The sequence below is a fragment of the Paenibacillus sp. FSL F4-0125 genome, from assembly GCF_038008565.1.
Taxonomy (GTDB): Bacteria; Bacillota; Bacilli; order Paenibacillales; family Paenibacillaceae; genus Paenibacillus_AQ.
Genome location: NZ_JBBOZJ010000001.1, coordinates 573,641 through 589,593, shown reverse-complemented (window position 1 = coordinate 589,593; position 15,953 = coordinate 573,641). Strand labels below are relative to the sequence as shown.

17 protein-coding genes and 2 riboswitches are annotated in these 15,953 nt (G+C 45.6%); of the genes, 5 read left to right on the top strand and 12 right to left on the bottom strand.

Features of this window, described 5'->3' with window-relative positions:
* Positions 1–2 precede the first annotated feature (2 nt).
* The 3 genes from NST74_RS02665 to NST74_RS02655 all read right to left on the bottom strand — a co-directional run bounded on the left by NST74_RS02665 (position 3) and on the right by NST74_RS02655 (position 1,940).
* Positions 3–395 (bottom strand): MerR family transcriptional regulator, encoded by a 393-nt coding sequence (locus tag NST74_RS02665; RefSeq protein ID WP_076116730.1) that lies wholly within the window; start codon positions 393–395, stop codon positions 3–5.
* Positions 396–538: 143 nt separating this feature from the next.
* A complete protein-coding gene (locus NST74_RS02660; RefSeq protein ID WP_042123841.1) occupies positions 539–1,174 on the bottom strand; it encodes a ThuA domain-containing protein in 636 nt (211 codons plus the stop codon).
* Positions 1,175–1,217: 43 nt separating this feature from the next.
* Entirely contained in the window at positions 1,218–1,940 is a 723-nt protein-coding gene (locus tag NST74_RS02655) for an SDR family NAD(P)-dependent oxidoreductase (protein WP_042123839.1), read from the bottom strand.
* A 228-nt stretch (positions 1,941–2,168) separates the two neighbouring features.
* On the opposite strand from NST74_RS02655, the gene ytxJ reads away from it, so the two are divergent.
* Complete coding sequence (ytxJ, locus tag NST74_RS02650) at positions 2,169–2,495, top strand: bacillithiol system redox-active protein YtxJ (RefSeq protein ID WP_042123836.1); 327 nt, start codon at positions 2,169–2,171, stop codon at positions 2,493–2,495.
* On the top strand, positions 2,492–2,731 hold the full coding sequence (locus NST74_RS02645; RefSeq protein WP_042123835.1) for a glutaredoxin family protein: 240 nt from the start codon (positions 2,492–2,494) through the stop codon (positions 2,729–2,731). The genes ytxJ and NST74_RS02645 overlap by 4 nt, the downstream gene beginning before the upstream one ends.
* A gap of 106 nt (positions 2,732–2,837) precedes the next feature.
* On the opposite strand, the gene NST74_RS02640 is transcribed toward NST74_RS02645, so the two are convergent.
* The 6 genes from NST74_RS02640 to NST74_RS02620 form a co-directional block, all read right to left on the bottom strand.
* Entirely contained in the window at positions 2,838–5,162 is a 2,325-nt protein-coding gene (locus NST74_RS02640; RefSeq protein WP_341110287.1) for a histidine kinase, read from the bottom strand.
* A gap of 203 nt (positions 5,163–5,365) precedes the next feature.
* Positions 5,366–5,974: a potassium-transporting ATPase subunit KdpC gene (gene kdpC / locus NST74_RS02635; RefSeq protein ID WP_156114902.1), complete on the bottom strand. Its 609-nt coding sequence runs from the start codon at positions 5,972–5,974 to the stop codon at positions 5,366–5,368.
* A gap of 55 nt (positions 5,975–6,029) precedes the next feature.
* A complete protein-coding gene (gene kdpB, locus NST74_RS02630; RefSeq protein WP_341110286.1) occupies positions 6,030–8,063 on the bottom strand; it encodes a potassium-transporting ATPase subunit KdpB in 2,034 nt (677 codons plus the stop codon).
* Between the two features lie 16 nt (positions 8,064–8,079).
* The gene (kdpA, locus tag NST74_RS02625; RefSeq protein ID WP_042123828.1) at positions 8,080–9,756 is read right to left on the bottom strand and encodes a potassium-transporting ATPase subunit KdpA; all 1,677 of its coding nucleotides are present in this window, start codon (positions 9,754–9,756) and stop codon (positions 8,080–8,082) included.
* Positions 9,757–9,768: 12 nt separating this feature from the next.
* Positions 9,769–9,846, bottom strand: a complete 78-nt coding sequence (kdpF, locus tag NST74_RS29910) for a K(+)-transporting ATPase subunit F (RefSeq protein WP_076116927.1) — start codon at positions 9,844–9,846, stop codon at positions 9,769–9,771.
* Positions 9,847–9,972: 126 nt separating this feature from the next.
* Positions 9,973–10,389 carry a hypothetical protein gene (locus NST74_RS02620; RefSeq protein WP_042123826.1) on the bottom strand — a complete coding sequence of 139 codons (417 nt, stop codon included), beginning with the start codon at positions 10,387–10,389 and terminating at the stop codon, positions 9,973–9,975.
* Positions 10,390–10,579: 190 nt separating this feature from the next.
* Positions 10,580–10,769, bottom strand: a riboswitch (cyclic di-AMP (ydaO/yuaA leader).
* Between the two features lie 420 nt (positions 10,770–11,189).
* Positions 11,190–11,355, top strand: a riboswitch (cyclic di-AMP (ydaO/yuaA leader).
* Between the two features lie 132 nt (positions 11,356–11,487).
* Here NST74_RS02620 and NST74_RS02615 point away from each other — a divergent pair.
* The 3 genes from NST74_RS02615 (at position 11,488) to NST74_RS02605 (ending at position 13,009) form a co-directional block, all read left to right on the top strand.
* Positions 11,488–11,979: a hypothetical protein gene (locus tag NST74_RS02615; protein WP_341110285.1), complete on the top strand. Its 492-nt coding sequence runs from the start codon at positions 11,488–11,490 to the stop codon at positions 11,977–11,979.
* A 16-nt stretch (positions 11,980–11,995) separates the two neighbouring features.
* Positions 11,996–12,517 (top strand): hypothetical protein, encoded by a 522-nt coding sequence (locus NST74_RS02610; protein WP_341110284.1) that lies wholly within the window; start codon positions 11,996–11,998, stop codon positions 12,515–12,517.
* Positions 12,518–12,649: 132 nt separating this feature from the next.
* A complete protein-coding gene (locus NST74_RS02605) occupies positions 12,650–13,009 on the top strand; it encodes a hypothetical protein (RefSeq protein WP_341110283.1) in 360 nt (119 codons plus the stop codon).
* 530 nt (positions 13,010–13,539) lie between these two features.
* Here the strand turns inward: NST74_RS02605 and NST74_RS02600 are convergent.
* From NST74_RS02600 to NST74_RS02590, 3 genes are read right to left on the bottom strand one after another with little or no spacing between them, the layout of a single operon-like run.
* Positions 13,540–13,731 carry a hypothetical protein gene (locus NST74_RS02600; RefSeq protein ID WP_341110282.1) on the bottom strand — a complete coding sequence of 64 codons (192 nt, stop codon included), beginning with the start codon at positions 13,729–13,731 and terminating at the stop codon, positions 13,540–13,542.
* A gap of 33 nt (positions 13,732–13,764) precedes the next feature.
* Positions 13,765–15,054, bottom strand: coding sequence for an ABC transporter permease (locus NST74_RS02595; protein ID WP_341110281.1), 1,290 nt, complete (start codon positions 15,052–15,054; stop codon positions 13,765–13,767).
* Entirely contained in the window at positions 15,047–15,949 is a 903-nt protein-coding gene (locus tag NST74_RS02590) for an ABC transporter ATP-binding protein (protein WP_042123817.1), read from the bottom strand. Before NST74_RS02590 ends, NST74_RS02595 begins: the two co-directional genes overlap by 8 nt.
* Positions 15,950–15,953 lie beyond the last annotated feature (4 nt).

The following is a 15,953-nucleotide window of genomic DNA, read 5'->3' as shown; positions in this document are numbered from 1 at the left end:
ACCTACTCCAAGTTCTCCAGTGTACAAGCCCCTAACCTACTTTCGTTCTGCTCTTGCAAGATAGATGCCATTCTTTCTTCCAAATTCCGCTTGATCTGATTCAGCTCTACAAGCTGACGTTCAATATCTTCAAGCTTACTGCGGTATAGTGGCATCACTTCTGCGCAGAAAGCTTCTTTGTTCATCAAGACACAATGTAGAAAGCCTGCAATCTGTTCTGTTGACAGACCCAGGTTCAAATATAATTTGATCGTTTCTACCGTCTCCACAGCGAGTGAAGAGTACTCCCGATATCCGTTGGCCTGACGGATCGGAGAGATTAATCCCTGACTCTCATAATAACGAAGTGAACGGACGCTTACGCCCGTCAGTTTAGCAAGCTCACCTATTTTCATAGCATTCTCCCCGGGGTTCATGAGAATTGTTCTACACCAGTATAAACCCTGACACCAATGTAAGAGTCAACAAAAAAATCCAACCGTAGTTATCCCACAGTTGGACTCGTTTTTCATCTATAATATAGTTGTCCACTTATAACCTACAATAATCCTGCTGCCCAAAGCCCACCTCTACGAATCATTTCACGGAATGGCTCTACCGAAAATGAAGGTAAATGATGCCCTGGCATTAAATAAACCACCCGACCCAAACCAAATTCGTGACACCAAGCTGCTTGTCGCATAGCTCCTTCATGTGGATATTCTGCAAGCACCGTCGTTTCGAAATACGGATGCATCTCAAAATAATACGGCTCATCCTCGATCACAAATTCTTCAATTCCCTGCATAATGGGATGCTCCCGTGCGGGTATGGACATCTGTAGCTTAGTGTATTCTGGATGATGGGTGAAGTGTGCGCCCAGCATAGCACCTAACTCCTGATTGCGTTGTAAGGAAATTCCGTTATGTACCACTAGTAGTCCGCCCCCCTCAGCCACATAGGACAGCAAAGCACTGCTTTGTTCCGCCGGGATTTTATCATCAGAAAATTCGGTGTAGGAGATTACCAGCTTGTAGTCAGACAACGTTTCTTTATGAAGCAGCGCATAATCCTCTGAGGAAAAAACCTGTAAGTCATTAGCAAGTATTTGTTCGATCTCCCGGTCCACGCCAGCAAAGGGGTGATATTTAACCTCCGAGTAGCTTCCGAGTGCGAGTGCCTTTAGTGTTGACATATTATCAGCGCCTTTCTTCCAATCCTATTTTGAGATACCCTTTCTACCAAGGCCACGCACTGCCATCCATATCCAGATAGGCCGGTTCCTCGCCCAGATATTTTTTATAATCGAGAACAAGAGCTATAATCTGTTCCGCCGACACTTCCGGAGTCGTTTGCGCTTGTTCATCCTTCTTACCATGCATATAAGTCTGCAGCCAGCCAGGATGGAATACCATCACTTGACCGCCAAGCGTTGTTAGATGATTATGCATCAAGGAGGACTGCATATTCAGTGCTGCCTTCGACATACAATAGCCGTACATGTTGATACGCTTATTTCGGGCAATACTGCCCGCTTCCGAAGAAATATTGACGATTAATTTATCCTTACTTTGCAGCAGCAGTCCCATCAGTGCATTGCTGACTCTTAACGCGCCAAGCGTATTTACATTATATATTTCTGCCATGGCTTCATCATCCAGCTCCACCAGCACAGTAGCATTATCAGCACCACGAATAATACCTGCATTATTAATAATAATATCGACATACCCAGTTTTACTGGCTATTACTCTTGCGGCCTGCTTTACACTGTCTTTATTGCTGATATCTAGGGAGATAAGCTCTAACTGTTCAGGATATTGTTCTTTAAGCGCTTTCAAATCTTCTGATTCTTTCAAAAACTGTCCTGCAAATACTGAGAACTGTTTGGCCAGCAACGAACGTACAAGCGACAGTCCGAGCCCGCGATCAGCTCCAGTTACACATGCAACTCTCTTCATTCTTCTGAACACTCCTATCTCGTAGCGATATAGTTAGGCATGTTGCTTCTTTTCACCTTAGCATGCTGTACTCTTTTTTTCAACGGGATTGGTTTCAGGTATAGCACCCTCTTATGCAAGCCCTTCAGAATCCTTTTTGTTTTAATTTTGATATATGTTACAATCATGATTACAGGTTGTTAACAACACAATTGTTAGCAAAATAACGATCCCAGGAGGGTGATATCTATGTCTATTCAACAACTCCATACGCTGGAGGATCTTGAGCAATATGTAGCTAAGCCTGGCAAGAAGCTGCTGTTCAAACACAGCACGACCTGCCCGATTAGTGCTAAAGCTAATGAAGAGTTTCAGGCTTATCTGAAGGATGCGGATACTGCCGCTGCAGTGGTCTTAGTCATCGAGGATCGTCCCGTTTCCAATCAAATTGCTGAGGATTTCGGCATCAAACATGAATCTCCACAACTCTTCCTGCTTGAGGACAATGAGGTTCGCTGGAACACTTCCCACTGGAAGATCACAAGAGATGCTATCAAAGAGGCTGTGAACCAATGAGTGAGCCAGTGATTGTCTATTCAACCGCAGGATGCAGTGACTGTACTTTGGTTAAAAATTATCTTACGGAGCAGGGTGTCCCTTTTGAAGTAAGAGATGTTATGACCAGCACAGTCTATCAAGAGGAAGTTGAGAAGCTTGGATTCATGGGCGTTCCTGTCACCGTAGCAGGGGATCAAGCGATCAAGGGATTTAATCTTCCTGCACTCAAAGCACTCATCGAAGCTGCCCAATAATTCACCCATTAAACTATTCAGTACCTGATGTAATTCATAGCTGCAAAAAAAGAGTATCCTCACAGCCGATCGACTTGAGGGTACTCTCTTTTTCATTCGTCATCATCTATGGTTCCTCACGAATGAGATCCGCCACAACCAGTACATCCACGTTTCTGGCAGAACGTAGAATCTGCTTAGTAACATCCCCGCGTAGCCATTTACGCAGCCATGAGCGTTGAGACTGGCCGATAATAATCTGAGTGCTCTGCAAAGCCTGAGATCTCTCTAGCAGCAAGGACGCCACTCGTGCGGGAAGCCCGCTCTCAATCATCTTAAACGTTCCACCCAGTCGTTCCGTCAATTCTTTTAAATCATTTATACGTTTATCGTAAATGGGTCCATTCTGCTTAATTTCCTGCACATACGTGACATACCAGCAGGCTTTTAGACGATATGCAATCCGAAAACCACGCCGAATTAAGCGCTCCGCATGATCACCCAAGGTGATACATACATAAATGACTTCCTGACGCCGCCATGGTCCCCGTAGCGAACCGACACGCTCCCAAGCTTCCAGCCGCTCATCCACATCATCAGCAATTTCCCGCAGTGCCAGCTCTCGAAGAGCGATCAAATTCCCGATTTTGAAAAAAGCCCCGAGCGCCTGATCCACCTTGGCCATGGCATAGATTTTCCCGTCCTTCATCCGCTCTTGAAGCATCTTGGGTGATACATCGATAAGCTCTACCTCATTAGCCCGCTGTAGAATACTGTCCGGAAAAGTCTCTCTTACTCTAACGCCTGTAATTTGCTCTACGGCATCATTCAGACTTTCTAAATGCTGAACGTTCACGGTAGAGATCACAGATATTCCCGCATCCAGCAGCTCCATAACATCCATATACCGCTTCTTATGTTTGCTGCCCGGCATATTGGTATGAGCAAGTTCATCCACTAGCACGACTTCAGGATTACGTTTGATAATAGCTGCCGTATCCATTTCCTCCAGGACGGTCCCGCGATACTCCATACGTAGACGCGGAAGGATCTCCAAATCGCCGATTTGTTCAAGGGTTTCTTTACGGCCATGTGTTTCCAAAAGTCCGATCACGACATCGATCCCTCTCTTCAAGAGATCATTCCCTTCACGCAGCATCTTGTAAGTCTTGCCCACACCGGGCGCTGCCCCGATATATACCTTAAAGGTGCCTCCGCGAATCGCATCGATTTTATCCTGTACTTCCTGACTGCTTAACCTGTGATAGACATCCGCTTTCCGTTCATTACGACTCTGCCGGGTTGGAAGTACACGTTCTCCCTCACGGTCAGCACGGTCCGCCACGAAGAACACATCCACACCTCGGATTTGCTTCAGTAACGAATTGGCAATTGAGCCCTTCCATAATTCCTGCCAAGCGGTCTGCTTGGAATGTCCCATAACGATTCGGGTTATATTGTGCCGGGTTGCGTATTTTACCAACAGACGAGGGATCTCCCGCTTCGAGCGATAGGTGATCTCCTCCATAGAGGCATCAATCTTCTCGGTCAGCTTCCAAAGAGATCGCTTAAAGGTGGCTGCTTCCTTAGAAAAGGTGAGACCCTGCTTCCAAAATGACACAACTGAAAGATCCCCATTTAACCTTTTGGCGATTTGCTGTCCACGGCGGATATGGATTGAGCCGTTCCAATAATACTGTGCAGAGACTAAGACTTTCTCGGCAATCCCTGACGCTCCCTGCAGCCCTTGCTCTTCCCGATGTTTCTCCAGCGAATCATTAACATCCTCAGCAACCATCCGAAGTGCCAGCTCCCGCAGCTTGCTTAAATTTCCCTTGTTAAAAAGTGATATCTGCTGATGCTTACCTAAATGTCCGTCGGACAAGCGCTGAAGTATCTTTTCCGGTGTCACATCAATTAGAACAATATCATCGGCAAGCGTAAGCACTTCAGCTGGAAGAGAATGCTCAACCTCAATTCCGGTCCATTTCCGCGCCAGATCCGCGGCCCCCTCTAGTTCATATACGTTTACAGTTGTGATGACACTGATCCCATTACTCAATAAATATTTGATATCGTCCAGCCTTCCTGACCTCTCTGCACCTACGCGATTCTGGTGAGCCAAGCCATCGGTAAGCACTACTTCAGGATTACGTGCCACAATAGCTTCTACATCAAGATCCTTCTTTTCGATATCCTTCTGAAACCAATGAATACTTGGTATCCGTTCCAAATCGCCCAGCTGATCCCTTGTTTCAGGACTTTGGTTCGTCGAAACCGCACAGATCACGGCATCAATTCCTTGCGCTTTAAGCGCTTGACCCTCACGCAGCATCTGATACGTTTTGCCCGACCCGCTGACCGGACCGATATAGATTTTCAGACGTCCCCGATGCAGCTCATAGATCGAGAGCAGCAGCTCCTCCGGCGTCTTCCTCCGGTATGTTCCCATCAAGACCACTCCTTAATAACCCCGATCATGCATGTACTCTTCTGTTCCAAGAAGAAACGACGTTGTCGTCCTTCAAAGATGACAGCCGTTTCTCGTAGAGATATAAGGATGTTGTATAATGTGAACCTTATACTTTCTTATATTCTAGAAAGCAAGATATCCCTGCCCGATTCTAAGAAATCTGGCAGGGATTTTTGTTATATTTATTTGTTCGATAGTTTCAATAGATCCATGTTTAACTTCAATACATTAACCCGTTCTTCACCGAACAGTCCCAAGTCACGGCCCTCAGTATGCTTATTCACTAGCTCTTCCAGCTGCGAAGCAGGAATACCCGTTAAATTGCTAATCCGAGGAATCTGCACGATAGCCGAGCCAGGTGTGATATGCGGATCCAGACCTGAACCTGAGTTGGTGATCAAATCGACTGGCAATTTATTCACGGGCACATCCGGGTTATCGAGCTGCCACTGCGCAATGAAATCCTTGGTCCGCTGCAGCATATCCGGATTGGATGGAGCGTAGTTATTGGAGCCTGAAGCCTCTGCTTTATACTCAATACTCGACACACGTCCATGAAATAAAGCCGGGTTCGTAAAGTTCTGTCCGATGAGTTCCGAGCCTACCACTACTCCAGCATCATCCTTAAGTAAGCTGCCGTTCGCTTGCGACGGCATCAGAACCTGGGCAAGCGCTGTAGTCGTCAGAGGATAGATCACTCCGCAAAGAACAATAAATACTAGACTTAATCGTACAATAATAAAGAAATAAGAACTTTTCGATGATGACAACTGCTCATCAGTGTCCTCCATGGAGTTTCCGTTATTCACGATGCTCTCACCCTTTCAATGATTAGTCAACACGTCATTAAATCCATACACTTACGATCATATCAATGAGCTTGATGCCCGCAAAAGGAACAACCACTCCGCCTAGCCCATAGATAAATATATTGCGTCTAAGCAGCTTCGTAGAGCTCATAGCTTTATACGACACACCCTTCATAGCCAGTGGGATGAGCAGGGGAATAATAATCGCATTAAATATCAAGGCGGATATTATAGCCGAGCTTGGCGAGCCTAGTCCCATTACATTCAGGGCTTCCATTTCCGGTATGGCGAGCATGAACATCGCCGGAATAATGGCGAAATACTTCGCGATATCATTAGCTATACTAAAGGTTGTCAATGCGCCCCGCGTCATCAGCAGCTGTTTACCAATCGCAACAACCTCAATAATCTTCGAAGGGTCGGAGTCCAAGTCGACCATATTGGCCGCTTCCTTAGCGGCTGTCGTACCGCTGTTCATGGCTAAGCCCACATCAGCTTGGGCAAGGGCAGGGGCATCATTTGTACCATCCCCTGTCATGGCAACCAGCTTGCCCTCGTTCTGTTCGCGCCGAATGACTGCTATTTTATCCTCAGGTGTACTTTCCGCGATAAAATCATCTACACCCGCTTCGCGAGCAATTGTAGCTGCGGTCAGCGGATTGTCACCCGTACACATAATGGTCTTGATCCCCATTTTCCGCAGCTCATCAAACCGCTCTTTCATGCCCGGTTTAACCGTATCCTTCAAGTAAATAAGTCCATAGATCCGATTATCTACCGCAACCGCTAACGGAGTTCCCCCCATCCGAGCGATGGCATCAGAATTACTATCGAGGTTGGCGGGAATGATTCCGCCTTTAGACTGTACCCATTTCTTCACGGAGTCTACCGCACCTTTACGTACACAGCGTCCATCTTGCAGATCAATACCACTCATCCGTGTTTCTGCCTTAAACTCTACGAATGCCCCACCTTCAGCAAGCTTACTGTCATAGCTGCGTTCCAGCTTCTTGGCCAGCTCAATAACAGATCGTCCTTCAGGTGTCTCATCCTTCAAGGAACTAATGGCCGCCCATGCTGTAAGCTCCGCTTCCGATTCATCCCCGACAGGTACAAATTCACTCGCCATCCGGTTTCCAAAGGTAATCGTACCGGTCTTATCTAAGATCATCGTATTAATATCGCCGGCAGCCTCAACGGCCTTACCCGACATCGCGAGTACATTAAACTGGGTCACCCGGTCCATACCCGCGATTCCGATTGCGGAGAGCAGTCCCCCGATTGTTGTCGGGATCAGACAGACCAACAAGGCGATCATGACGGGAATATCAAGTTCAACACCTAGATACGTTGCAATCGGCCGCAAGGTCACTACTACAATCAGGAAAATCAATGTCAGACTGATCAAAAGTGTATTTAGCGCGATTTCATTAGGTGTCTTCTGACGTTTCGCCCCTTCCACAAGGGAGATCATTCGATCTAGAAACGACTCACCAGGATCACTTGTAATTCTTACTTTAATCTCATCACTGACGACCCGTGTACCGCCTGTAACGGAACCAAAGTCCCCACCGGCTTCCTTGATTACAGGTGCAGATTCACCTGTAATCGCTGATTCATCTACGGAAGCCAGCCCTTCTATCACTTCACCGTCACCAGGGATGAGTTCTCCCTGGCTGACGATGACGAGATCTCCTTTACGCAGCTCGGAGGAGGATACTGTCTTCACCGACCCTCCAACGATTTTGTTAGCTGTGATATCTTGTTTCGTTTTCTTGAGTGAATCGGCTTGGGCTTTACCCCGGCCTTCCGCCAGTGCTTCAGCGAAGTTCGCAAACAGCACTGTAAATAGCAGAATGAACAACACTGTGATATTGAAGCCTATCGATTCCTCTGCATTAAAATATCCAGGAGCCAGCACCATGAGGAGGACAATGATCGTACCGACCTCTACCACGAACATGACTGGATTTTTGATTAGCGTTACTGGGTTAAGCTTTATAAAACTATCCTTTACAGCGCTAAGGAGTATGGGTCCCGTTAGCAGCTTTTTTCTTTTTACAGTACTCATCTTATTCTCCCTCTTCCTACCGTAAGGTTAGATATTCTGCAATGGGGCCGAGTACAATGACCGGCAGGAACGTCAGCGCACCGATAATCACTACGGTACCAATCAGAATTCCCGTGAACAGACCATTGTCTGTGCGGAATGTACCAATGGTCTCAGGAACTGGCTTCTTCTGAAGTAAAGAACCTGCTACTGCCAGCATTGCGATGATCGAGACATAACGGCCTAGCAGCATGACAATCCCGGTTGTAACATTCCAAAAGGTTGTGTTGTCCGCAAGCCCCTCAAATCCTGAGCCATTGTTCGCGGCAGAAGAGACATATTCATATAACACTTGGCTGAGCCCATGGAATCCAGTATTCGTAATCGCCCCTTGCCCCAAATCGGTCAGGAACGCAGCTGCGGTTGGCACTAGGATAATGAACGGATGAACAAGGATCGCAATGGCAATCAGCTTCATCTCCTTGGCCTCTATCTTCCGTCCGAGAAACTCCGGTGTCCTGCCGACCATCAGACCGCACAGGAAGACACCCAGAATCGCATACATCAGCATATTGATCAGTCCGACACCTTTACCCCCAAAGACATTGTTGAGCATCATCAGTGCCAGAGGCGTAATACCTCCCAGTGGTGTCAGCGTATCATGCATATTGTTAACACTACCTGTCGTAGCTGCGGTTGTTACTGAAGTAAACAAGGAAGACTGCGGAATGCCGAAGCGTACCTCTTTACCTTCCATGCTGCCTTGCGAAGATTCGATTCCTAGTGCATTGATCGCCGGATTACCCTTTGATTCAGCATAATAGTTCAGTCCCAGCAGTAGCACGAACAAGGTCATCATTGCGGTAAAAATAACCCAGCCCTGACGTTTGTTCTTAGCAAACAGTCCGTACATATAAGGGAGCGAAGCTGGCAGCATCCACATAGAAAGAATCTCCAGCACGTTCGTAAGTGGATTAGGATTCTCAAAAGGATGCGATGAATTGGCCCCGAAGAAGCCGCCTCCGTTCGTGCCCAAATGCTTGATCGATTCCAGTGAAGCTACTGGACCGATAGCAATCTGTTGCGTTTGCCCCTCTAGTGTAGTGACTTCAAGTGATGGCTTGAGGGTTTGCGGCACATGTAGTCCTACCAGTACCAATGAAACTAGCAGAGCCAGCGGAATGAACACACGAATATGTGCTTTGACGAAATCCTCGAAGAAGTTCCCGACTGATTTGCGTCCTGTGATCCCTCTGACAAAAGCAACCGCAACTGAAAATCCGCTCGCTGCAGACGTGAACATCATCATCGTGATGACAGCCATTTGTGAAAAATACGAAAGTCCCGTCTCCCCGCTGTAATGCTGCAGGTTTGTATTAGTCATAAAGCTGATCACCGTATTGAACGAAAGCGTCTGTTCCATATCCGCAATTCCATTCGGATTTAGCGGTAAACCCCGCTGCAATCGAAGAAAGATATAGCTGAAAGTAACCAGTACGATATTCGTTAAGACAAAGCTGAGCGCATACTTTTTCCAGGACATCCCTTCCCGTTTTTTCAGTCCGATCAGCTTATAAATCCCTTTTTCCACGCCTCCAAACCATCGATCCGTACGATTGGGTTCATTAGAAAATACATGATATAAATACGTGCCCATCGGCTTAACCAGCAAGATGAGAATGACGATTACAGCTACGATTTGCAAAATGCCCATGAATGCCCCTCCTTAAAATTTCTCCGGATGAATTAATGCGTAAACCAGATATAAAAACAGCAGTAGGGTAACAGCGATGACTAGAATCACAGCTTATCCCTCCCTGTATCCTCAACTACACCTGCGCACCAGCGCATAAATCCATAAAACAACCCGTAAATTACAGCTAACGAAGCCACCATATACAGATCCATCATATCTCCCGCACTCCTTCTTTTATCCTTGATGAGGTGATTTATCGATCAGAAAATCAGCATCACCACTGTGGGAATAGATTACATAACTTGCACCAAGTCTTTTATAGACCAATCTAGGATTTATTGAGCTTGTGATCACAAAAATCGGCTGTGTCGTCCAGGTGCGGCACATCTGAATGTAGCGGCAGCATAACGTAAAGCTGCTCTCGAACAGATATACCCGGCCTACCGGGAACGGCGGGCGAAACCAAGTATTCTGATGGCGGGTATCTACTAGAACGACTTTCTCAATCCCCATCTCTTCAAGTAGGGACTTCTCAGGCAAGTTGTTGGTCAATCCCGCCATCTTAATGCCTCTAAATTTTAGAAGCTTAATAAAATGTTCTCCTGCCTTCGTTGGCGCACATACCAGTACATATTCATTCTGATCTGTCATCTCTTATTCTCCTCAAATGCTTTGCTTGTAAGATCAGAGCTTGATCACCCTGGTCTTGAAAGAAAAGCTACCGCTAATGATGAATATAACGACCTCTTCGTGAGGTTTTCCATAAATGCTTTGCTTAAAAAAGCACAGCAAAAAGCCACAAAGGATTCTCCTCTGTGGCTCGCTAGCGGTCACATTGCACTCATCCTCTCTCCATACGCTTACGAGGTTAGCTGTCGGATTCGGGCGGTGAGAGTCGCCCTACCTGTATAGATGCGAGCTCACTCATATCTTCTACAGGATTCACCCCATAACCGGCTTCCGACTCTCACATCGTCTGCCGATTGTTGGTTCCCCCGCTTTCCTTATCGGAAATTAAGCGGATCAAATATTCGATTGTTGTTGAAACAGGAGTAATCATACCCTTATGCAGGAAGTATTGTAAAACGTGATTGATGCCAAAATAATGCAAATTAAAAACTATTTTCGCATTGGATAGCGCTTACTTGATATTCAATCTCTCTATATCTCTTGTTTTCTCGAATTTGAATCAATTAGCGAAAAGCGGACGGACTCTGTGATTTTATTCACCACAGCTGGAGAAATCACCAAAAATCGCCTATATAGGAAAGGAAACGAGAAGTCGAGATTAAACGAGAAAGAAGCTCGATAACACGCAATAAATACCTATTTGGCAGGATTTTTCGTCGGAGTTGGTAGGATACGGTTCAAATTGCGCTCAAAAGAACACTTTCTGCTTTTACAGAAACACCTTGAAAAGAGTATGATTCGGATTGAATCTATTTCACGAAATACAATCAACGCTGAGTTCCTGTATTTGCAGGGAACGGGGGAACCATCGGGCCACATGGCCTACTTGGGGTGAATCCGAAGGAGACTGTTCAAGTCTCACATAGGTAGGGCGACTCTCACCGTCCGAATCCGACAGCTAACCTCGTAAGCGTAAAGAGAGAGACCCTTGATCCGCCACGCTTTGGCACAGGTGTGTATGCCTGTATTCCAAAACCGCAGCAGAGGTCCTCCTCTTGCTGCGGTTTTTGCGTTACCTGAACCTACCCGGGTAATAGCATGCTGGACGGGGTGAAAGGAATGAAACACTATTATTGGGGAATACAGCAAGGGCTGCTTGAGCCGATAAGTCTAAATTATGTTTGCTTTGGAGCGTTATGGTTCGAAGAGGATCATCACAGAACTATTGTCGGCTATGCATTTGGTCAGAACCAAATTGAATCCTTGCGCCATTTCAGCAGCCCTTCTACTTGTGAGTGCTGTATGGACCGAAGAATTATATACGAAATATATAAAAATATCAGAGAAAAGCAGCAGCTGCAGGATTGGTCGGCACATCAATGTTTTCCGTGGCTCGCCGCTTTTAAGAAACCTTGGAAGGACGTTGCTATTGGTTGGTACGTAATGAGATCCCGCAGCACCTTCCCCTTACATTTATCCATTATACGTAAACAGAAATTCCGACTATGGCTGGAGCATGCCGCAGTCTGTGAGAACGAAGCTGAAATGCTTGCCTGTATAGAGAAGGCTAACATTACTCATCATGTTGAGCTTAAGTTTTTGGAACCCTAGGAAGGAGAAACTTGTCATGGACCAGCGAAGACTATCTCGCATTGAAGTATTCGTCTTTGATTCACCTGAGCCTATTCACTATGGTATGGAGGCTGATCCAGGCAGCCGGTATGGCATCCTGAAACTTACCTGTAAAGGGGGTAGCAGCTGGGGGGCATGTCTTATCTCAGTCAATACCAAAACCTTCGACCTTATTAAATGGAGTTCTTTTCTCAGAATGATATACCACTGCCGGCTTGAGGAAGCGATAGATAAAGTACGTACCCATGGTTCAGAGTGGGATCAGACTCAGTTTGAGCTAGTGCAAGATGCTTTACAGGATTTAAAAGCCAAGCTGCAGGGGAAATTCTTGGCAGATCATATTGAGCAAGGTCGTCTGTACAGAGCTGTCGCCGGTGGAAGAGATTCCAGAGAGGGGCGGCTATACTATAAACCATCTAAGACCGTATCCAGTATTGCGCTTCAAAAGCATAGTTATCCAGAGCCTGATACCGCCGAGCTTATCAACAAATCCATTTCTTACTTTTCAATATTATAGGTTCATCCCATAACCCATTCTGAAAGGATCGTGTTTATCATGCCTGACCCCTTACCTGCCGGATCGCCCCGTAGAACTATATTTGCAGAGTGTGTTCAAAAGAATACGAATGATATCTATGCGCTCAGTTCTATGTTGTTACAACAATCAGCAGAAGCGGAGAAAGTTACTATCCGAACTTTTAAAGAGCTTCATAAAATATTCCTTCAAAAAAGCTTCGACAGCCAGCTATTCTCTATCGAAGCCTACCGCTCTTGTATCCGACAATGCGCCGATTATTACGCACGCCGGTCTCTCCTGTCTGCCAAGGCACTGCCTTGGGAGGAGCAGCTCGTAAAAGTGATGTGGTATGGCCTAAAGCTATCTTTACCTCAAATTAGCATTATCCTGCAAAAGAGCGTTCCTGTACTGAAAGATCAGCTTAGACATGTGCGGGAGCAAATGACTGCTCAAGAGGATTTGCTGCCCAGCGGTAATTTGTCCGTTGTTTAGCCCTCGGAGCTCACTTTGGCCGAAAAGCTAACTAGCGTAGTTGGAGGGCTGACATTCAGTATTTCAACCCTCCCGTGGGAGTTACTTCATATATAATTGAATATAATCTATGAGGGTATGACTAATGATTGGGACAAGGATATTATTATTTCGAGTATAAAGATAAACAAAATAAATAAATGATTAAGGCATTATAAACAAAAAAGATCAAAGCATAATAACCAGCTTTTTCACCACCGCTATCCGCCCTATAATTGCCGAATTCCACCTTAGTGAAATACCTCATCCTGCTCACTCAACCTCTCCCCTATATGCTTTCTCTCTAATAATCGCGTTATAGCCCTTTAAATAAAAAGTTTTTTAAGAGACTAATCTCAGCTTATATCACCAATTCCTTTTTTGTACATTTTTTTCACTAAAATTACACAAATACCGAACTGACTTTTTCTAACGCGATCATTTCGCTTTTTACTCTTTTCGAGCATATAAAAAAGCCACGGCATCTGCCGCGGCTTCCTTATTTCCTACTATTACGACTTACTCTTACGTGCCTTACCGTACATCCACAATCCCGCAATCATCCCCACCATGGCAATACCAGTCAATACACCCTGAGTGAAATCCATCAAAACGGACCCATTGGTCGAGAGCATTCTACTAACCGTAGCCAGAGATACCGAACTCATTAAAAGCATCATATTGTATTGTTCACTTTTAGTCATGATTACCACTCCTTAAAAGTTATATGAAGCCAATTAGATCTTGTAAGCCTTCATCGCTTTTCTGATCTCTTTAATACTTGGACGTTTGCCGTACATCAATACGCCTGTGCGATAGATCTTGGCAGCCAACCACCCAAAGATGAACGTAGTAACAAGCAGGATGGCTAATGATACAATAACTTGCCAGATCGCTACTTCACCAACACCAATTCGGAGCAGCATGGTCAATGGAGAGGTGAAAGGCACATAACTCGCTACCTTAACCAGCAGAGTATCCGCATTGGAGATACTAAACAGCGGAACATAGAATGCTACGAAGCCTAACATCATAATCGGCATAACCGCTTGGCCAAGATCCTCTGTACGGCTGACAATCGAACCTACAGCTGCATACATCAAGGCATAGAGGAAATACCCTAGCACATAAAGAACAATTCCATAAAGCAACAAGTTAATATTAAGCTGGCCTAAATCCAGGTCTAAATCTTTCAAAATCGTTGCATTATGCGGAAGCTTAAGATTGACAACTACCGCTGCGATAATGACGCCAATCTGTAATAATCCTACTAAGAAGACACCGATAACTTTACCGAACATTTGCGCTAAAGGTGAGGCACTTGTAATCAGAATCTCCATGATCCGTGAGCTCTTCTCTGAAGTAATCTCAGCCGCGATCATATTACCGGTCATCATGATTGACATGAAGAACAGCATAAGCATGGCGTATACAATGACGTAATTAATAGCTGGAGCGGATTCCTGCGACGCATCCTTATCTCCCGCAGTCCCATCAGGGTTGAGCTGCTGAGTAGCTATCTGTACCGGTGTTGACATAGCAGCAATCTGCTCCTGCGTCAGCTTGTCGCCAACGACGAACTGGGTGTTGGCCTGCTGAAGGGCATTTTGGAGATAGATTTGTACATCGCCCTTCAATTCACCATTTTCACTATAATAAGTAACGGGTGGAAGTCCTGCGCCAGTAGGTTCCGCAAAAGTAACATACCCCTCTACAGTCCCTTCATCTAAAGCTTTCTTTAGCTCCGCATCATCGGCAGAAGTATACTGCACAACTTTTGCCTGCGGCATTCCCTCAGGTGAAGTATAGGCCTTCAACAACTCTGCCGCCTGATTTCCTTCTTCCGCGATCACAGCAATTTGAGTCTCTGCGTTTGTTGTAGAATCACCCTTAAACTGATCGATGATGTACGGAAGATTCATCCCAATACTGAGCAGCAACACTAGAATTAACGTAGTAATCATGAATGATTTCGTTCTTACTTTATTTTTAAAGGTAAAGCCAATTATTGTCCCCATCTTATTCATGAGATTCACCCACCGCTCTGATAAAGATTTGATTTAACGTTGGTTCCTTAATTTCAAAATGCTCCACTTCACCCTGCGCCATCGCCTGCTGTAGGATACGTTGTGCTGCGCCGATCTCACTGATTGACAACAGATAACCTCGCTCCTGTCGCTGTACTGCTGTTACACCTGCAATTGATTCTAGACCGGTCACTTCGTTATCCGTACGCAACAATACTTGTTCACGAGGATACCCACTCTTAATCGTACGAATATCGCCCTGTACGACAGTATTGGAACGATCCAAAATCGTAATATTACGGCAAAGCTCTTCAACATGCTCCATCCGGTGAGTAGAGAATAAGATGCTCGTTCCTTGATCTCGCAATTCTTTTACCGTATCTTTCAGTAGTTCCACGTTAACAGGGTCCAAACCACTGAAGGCTTCATCAAGGATGAGAATTTGCGGCTTATGAACAACTGCGGCGATAAAACCCATTTTCTGCTGATTCCCTTTGGAGAGCTCTTCAATCTTCTTATTGTAATAATCCGGAACCTCAAACCGATCGAGCCAGTAGCGAAGGCTCTTATCCGCATCACTAGCCGACATCCCGCGAAGACGTGCCAAGTAGACGATTTGATCGCTTACCTTTACCTTTGGATATAATCCTCTTTCTTCGGGTAGATAGCCCATGATTTGTTGAAGTTCGCTGTTATACGGCTTTCCATTATACAAAATATTCCCGCCATCAGGGTAAATTAGGCCAAGCACCATACGCATTGTGGTTGTTTTCCCTGCACCGTTTGCCCCCAGTAATCCGTAAATTTCCCCCTTGCCTACCGTTAGGTTAATTCCGTTTACAGCGGTTTTTTCTCCATATTGCTTCATTACACTTTCCAGCTTTAAGGCTTCCATTTCT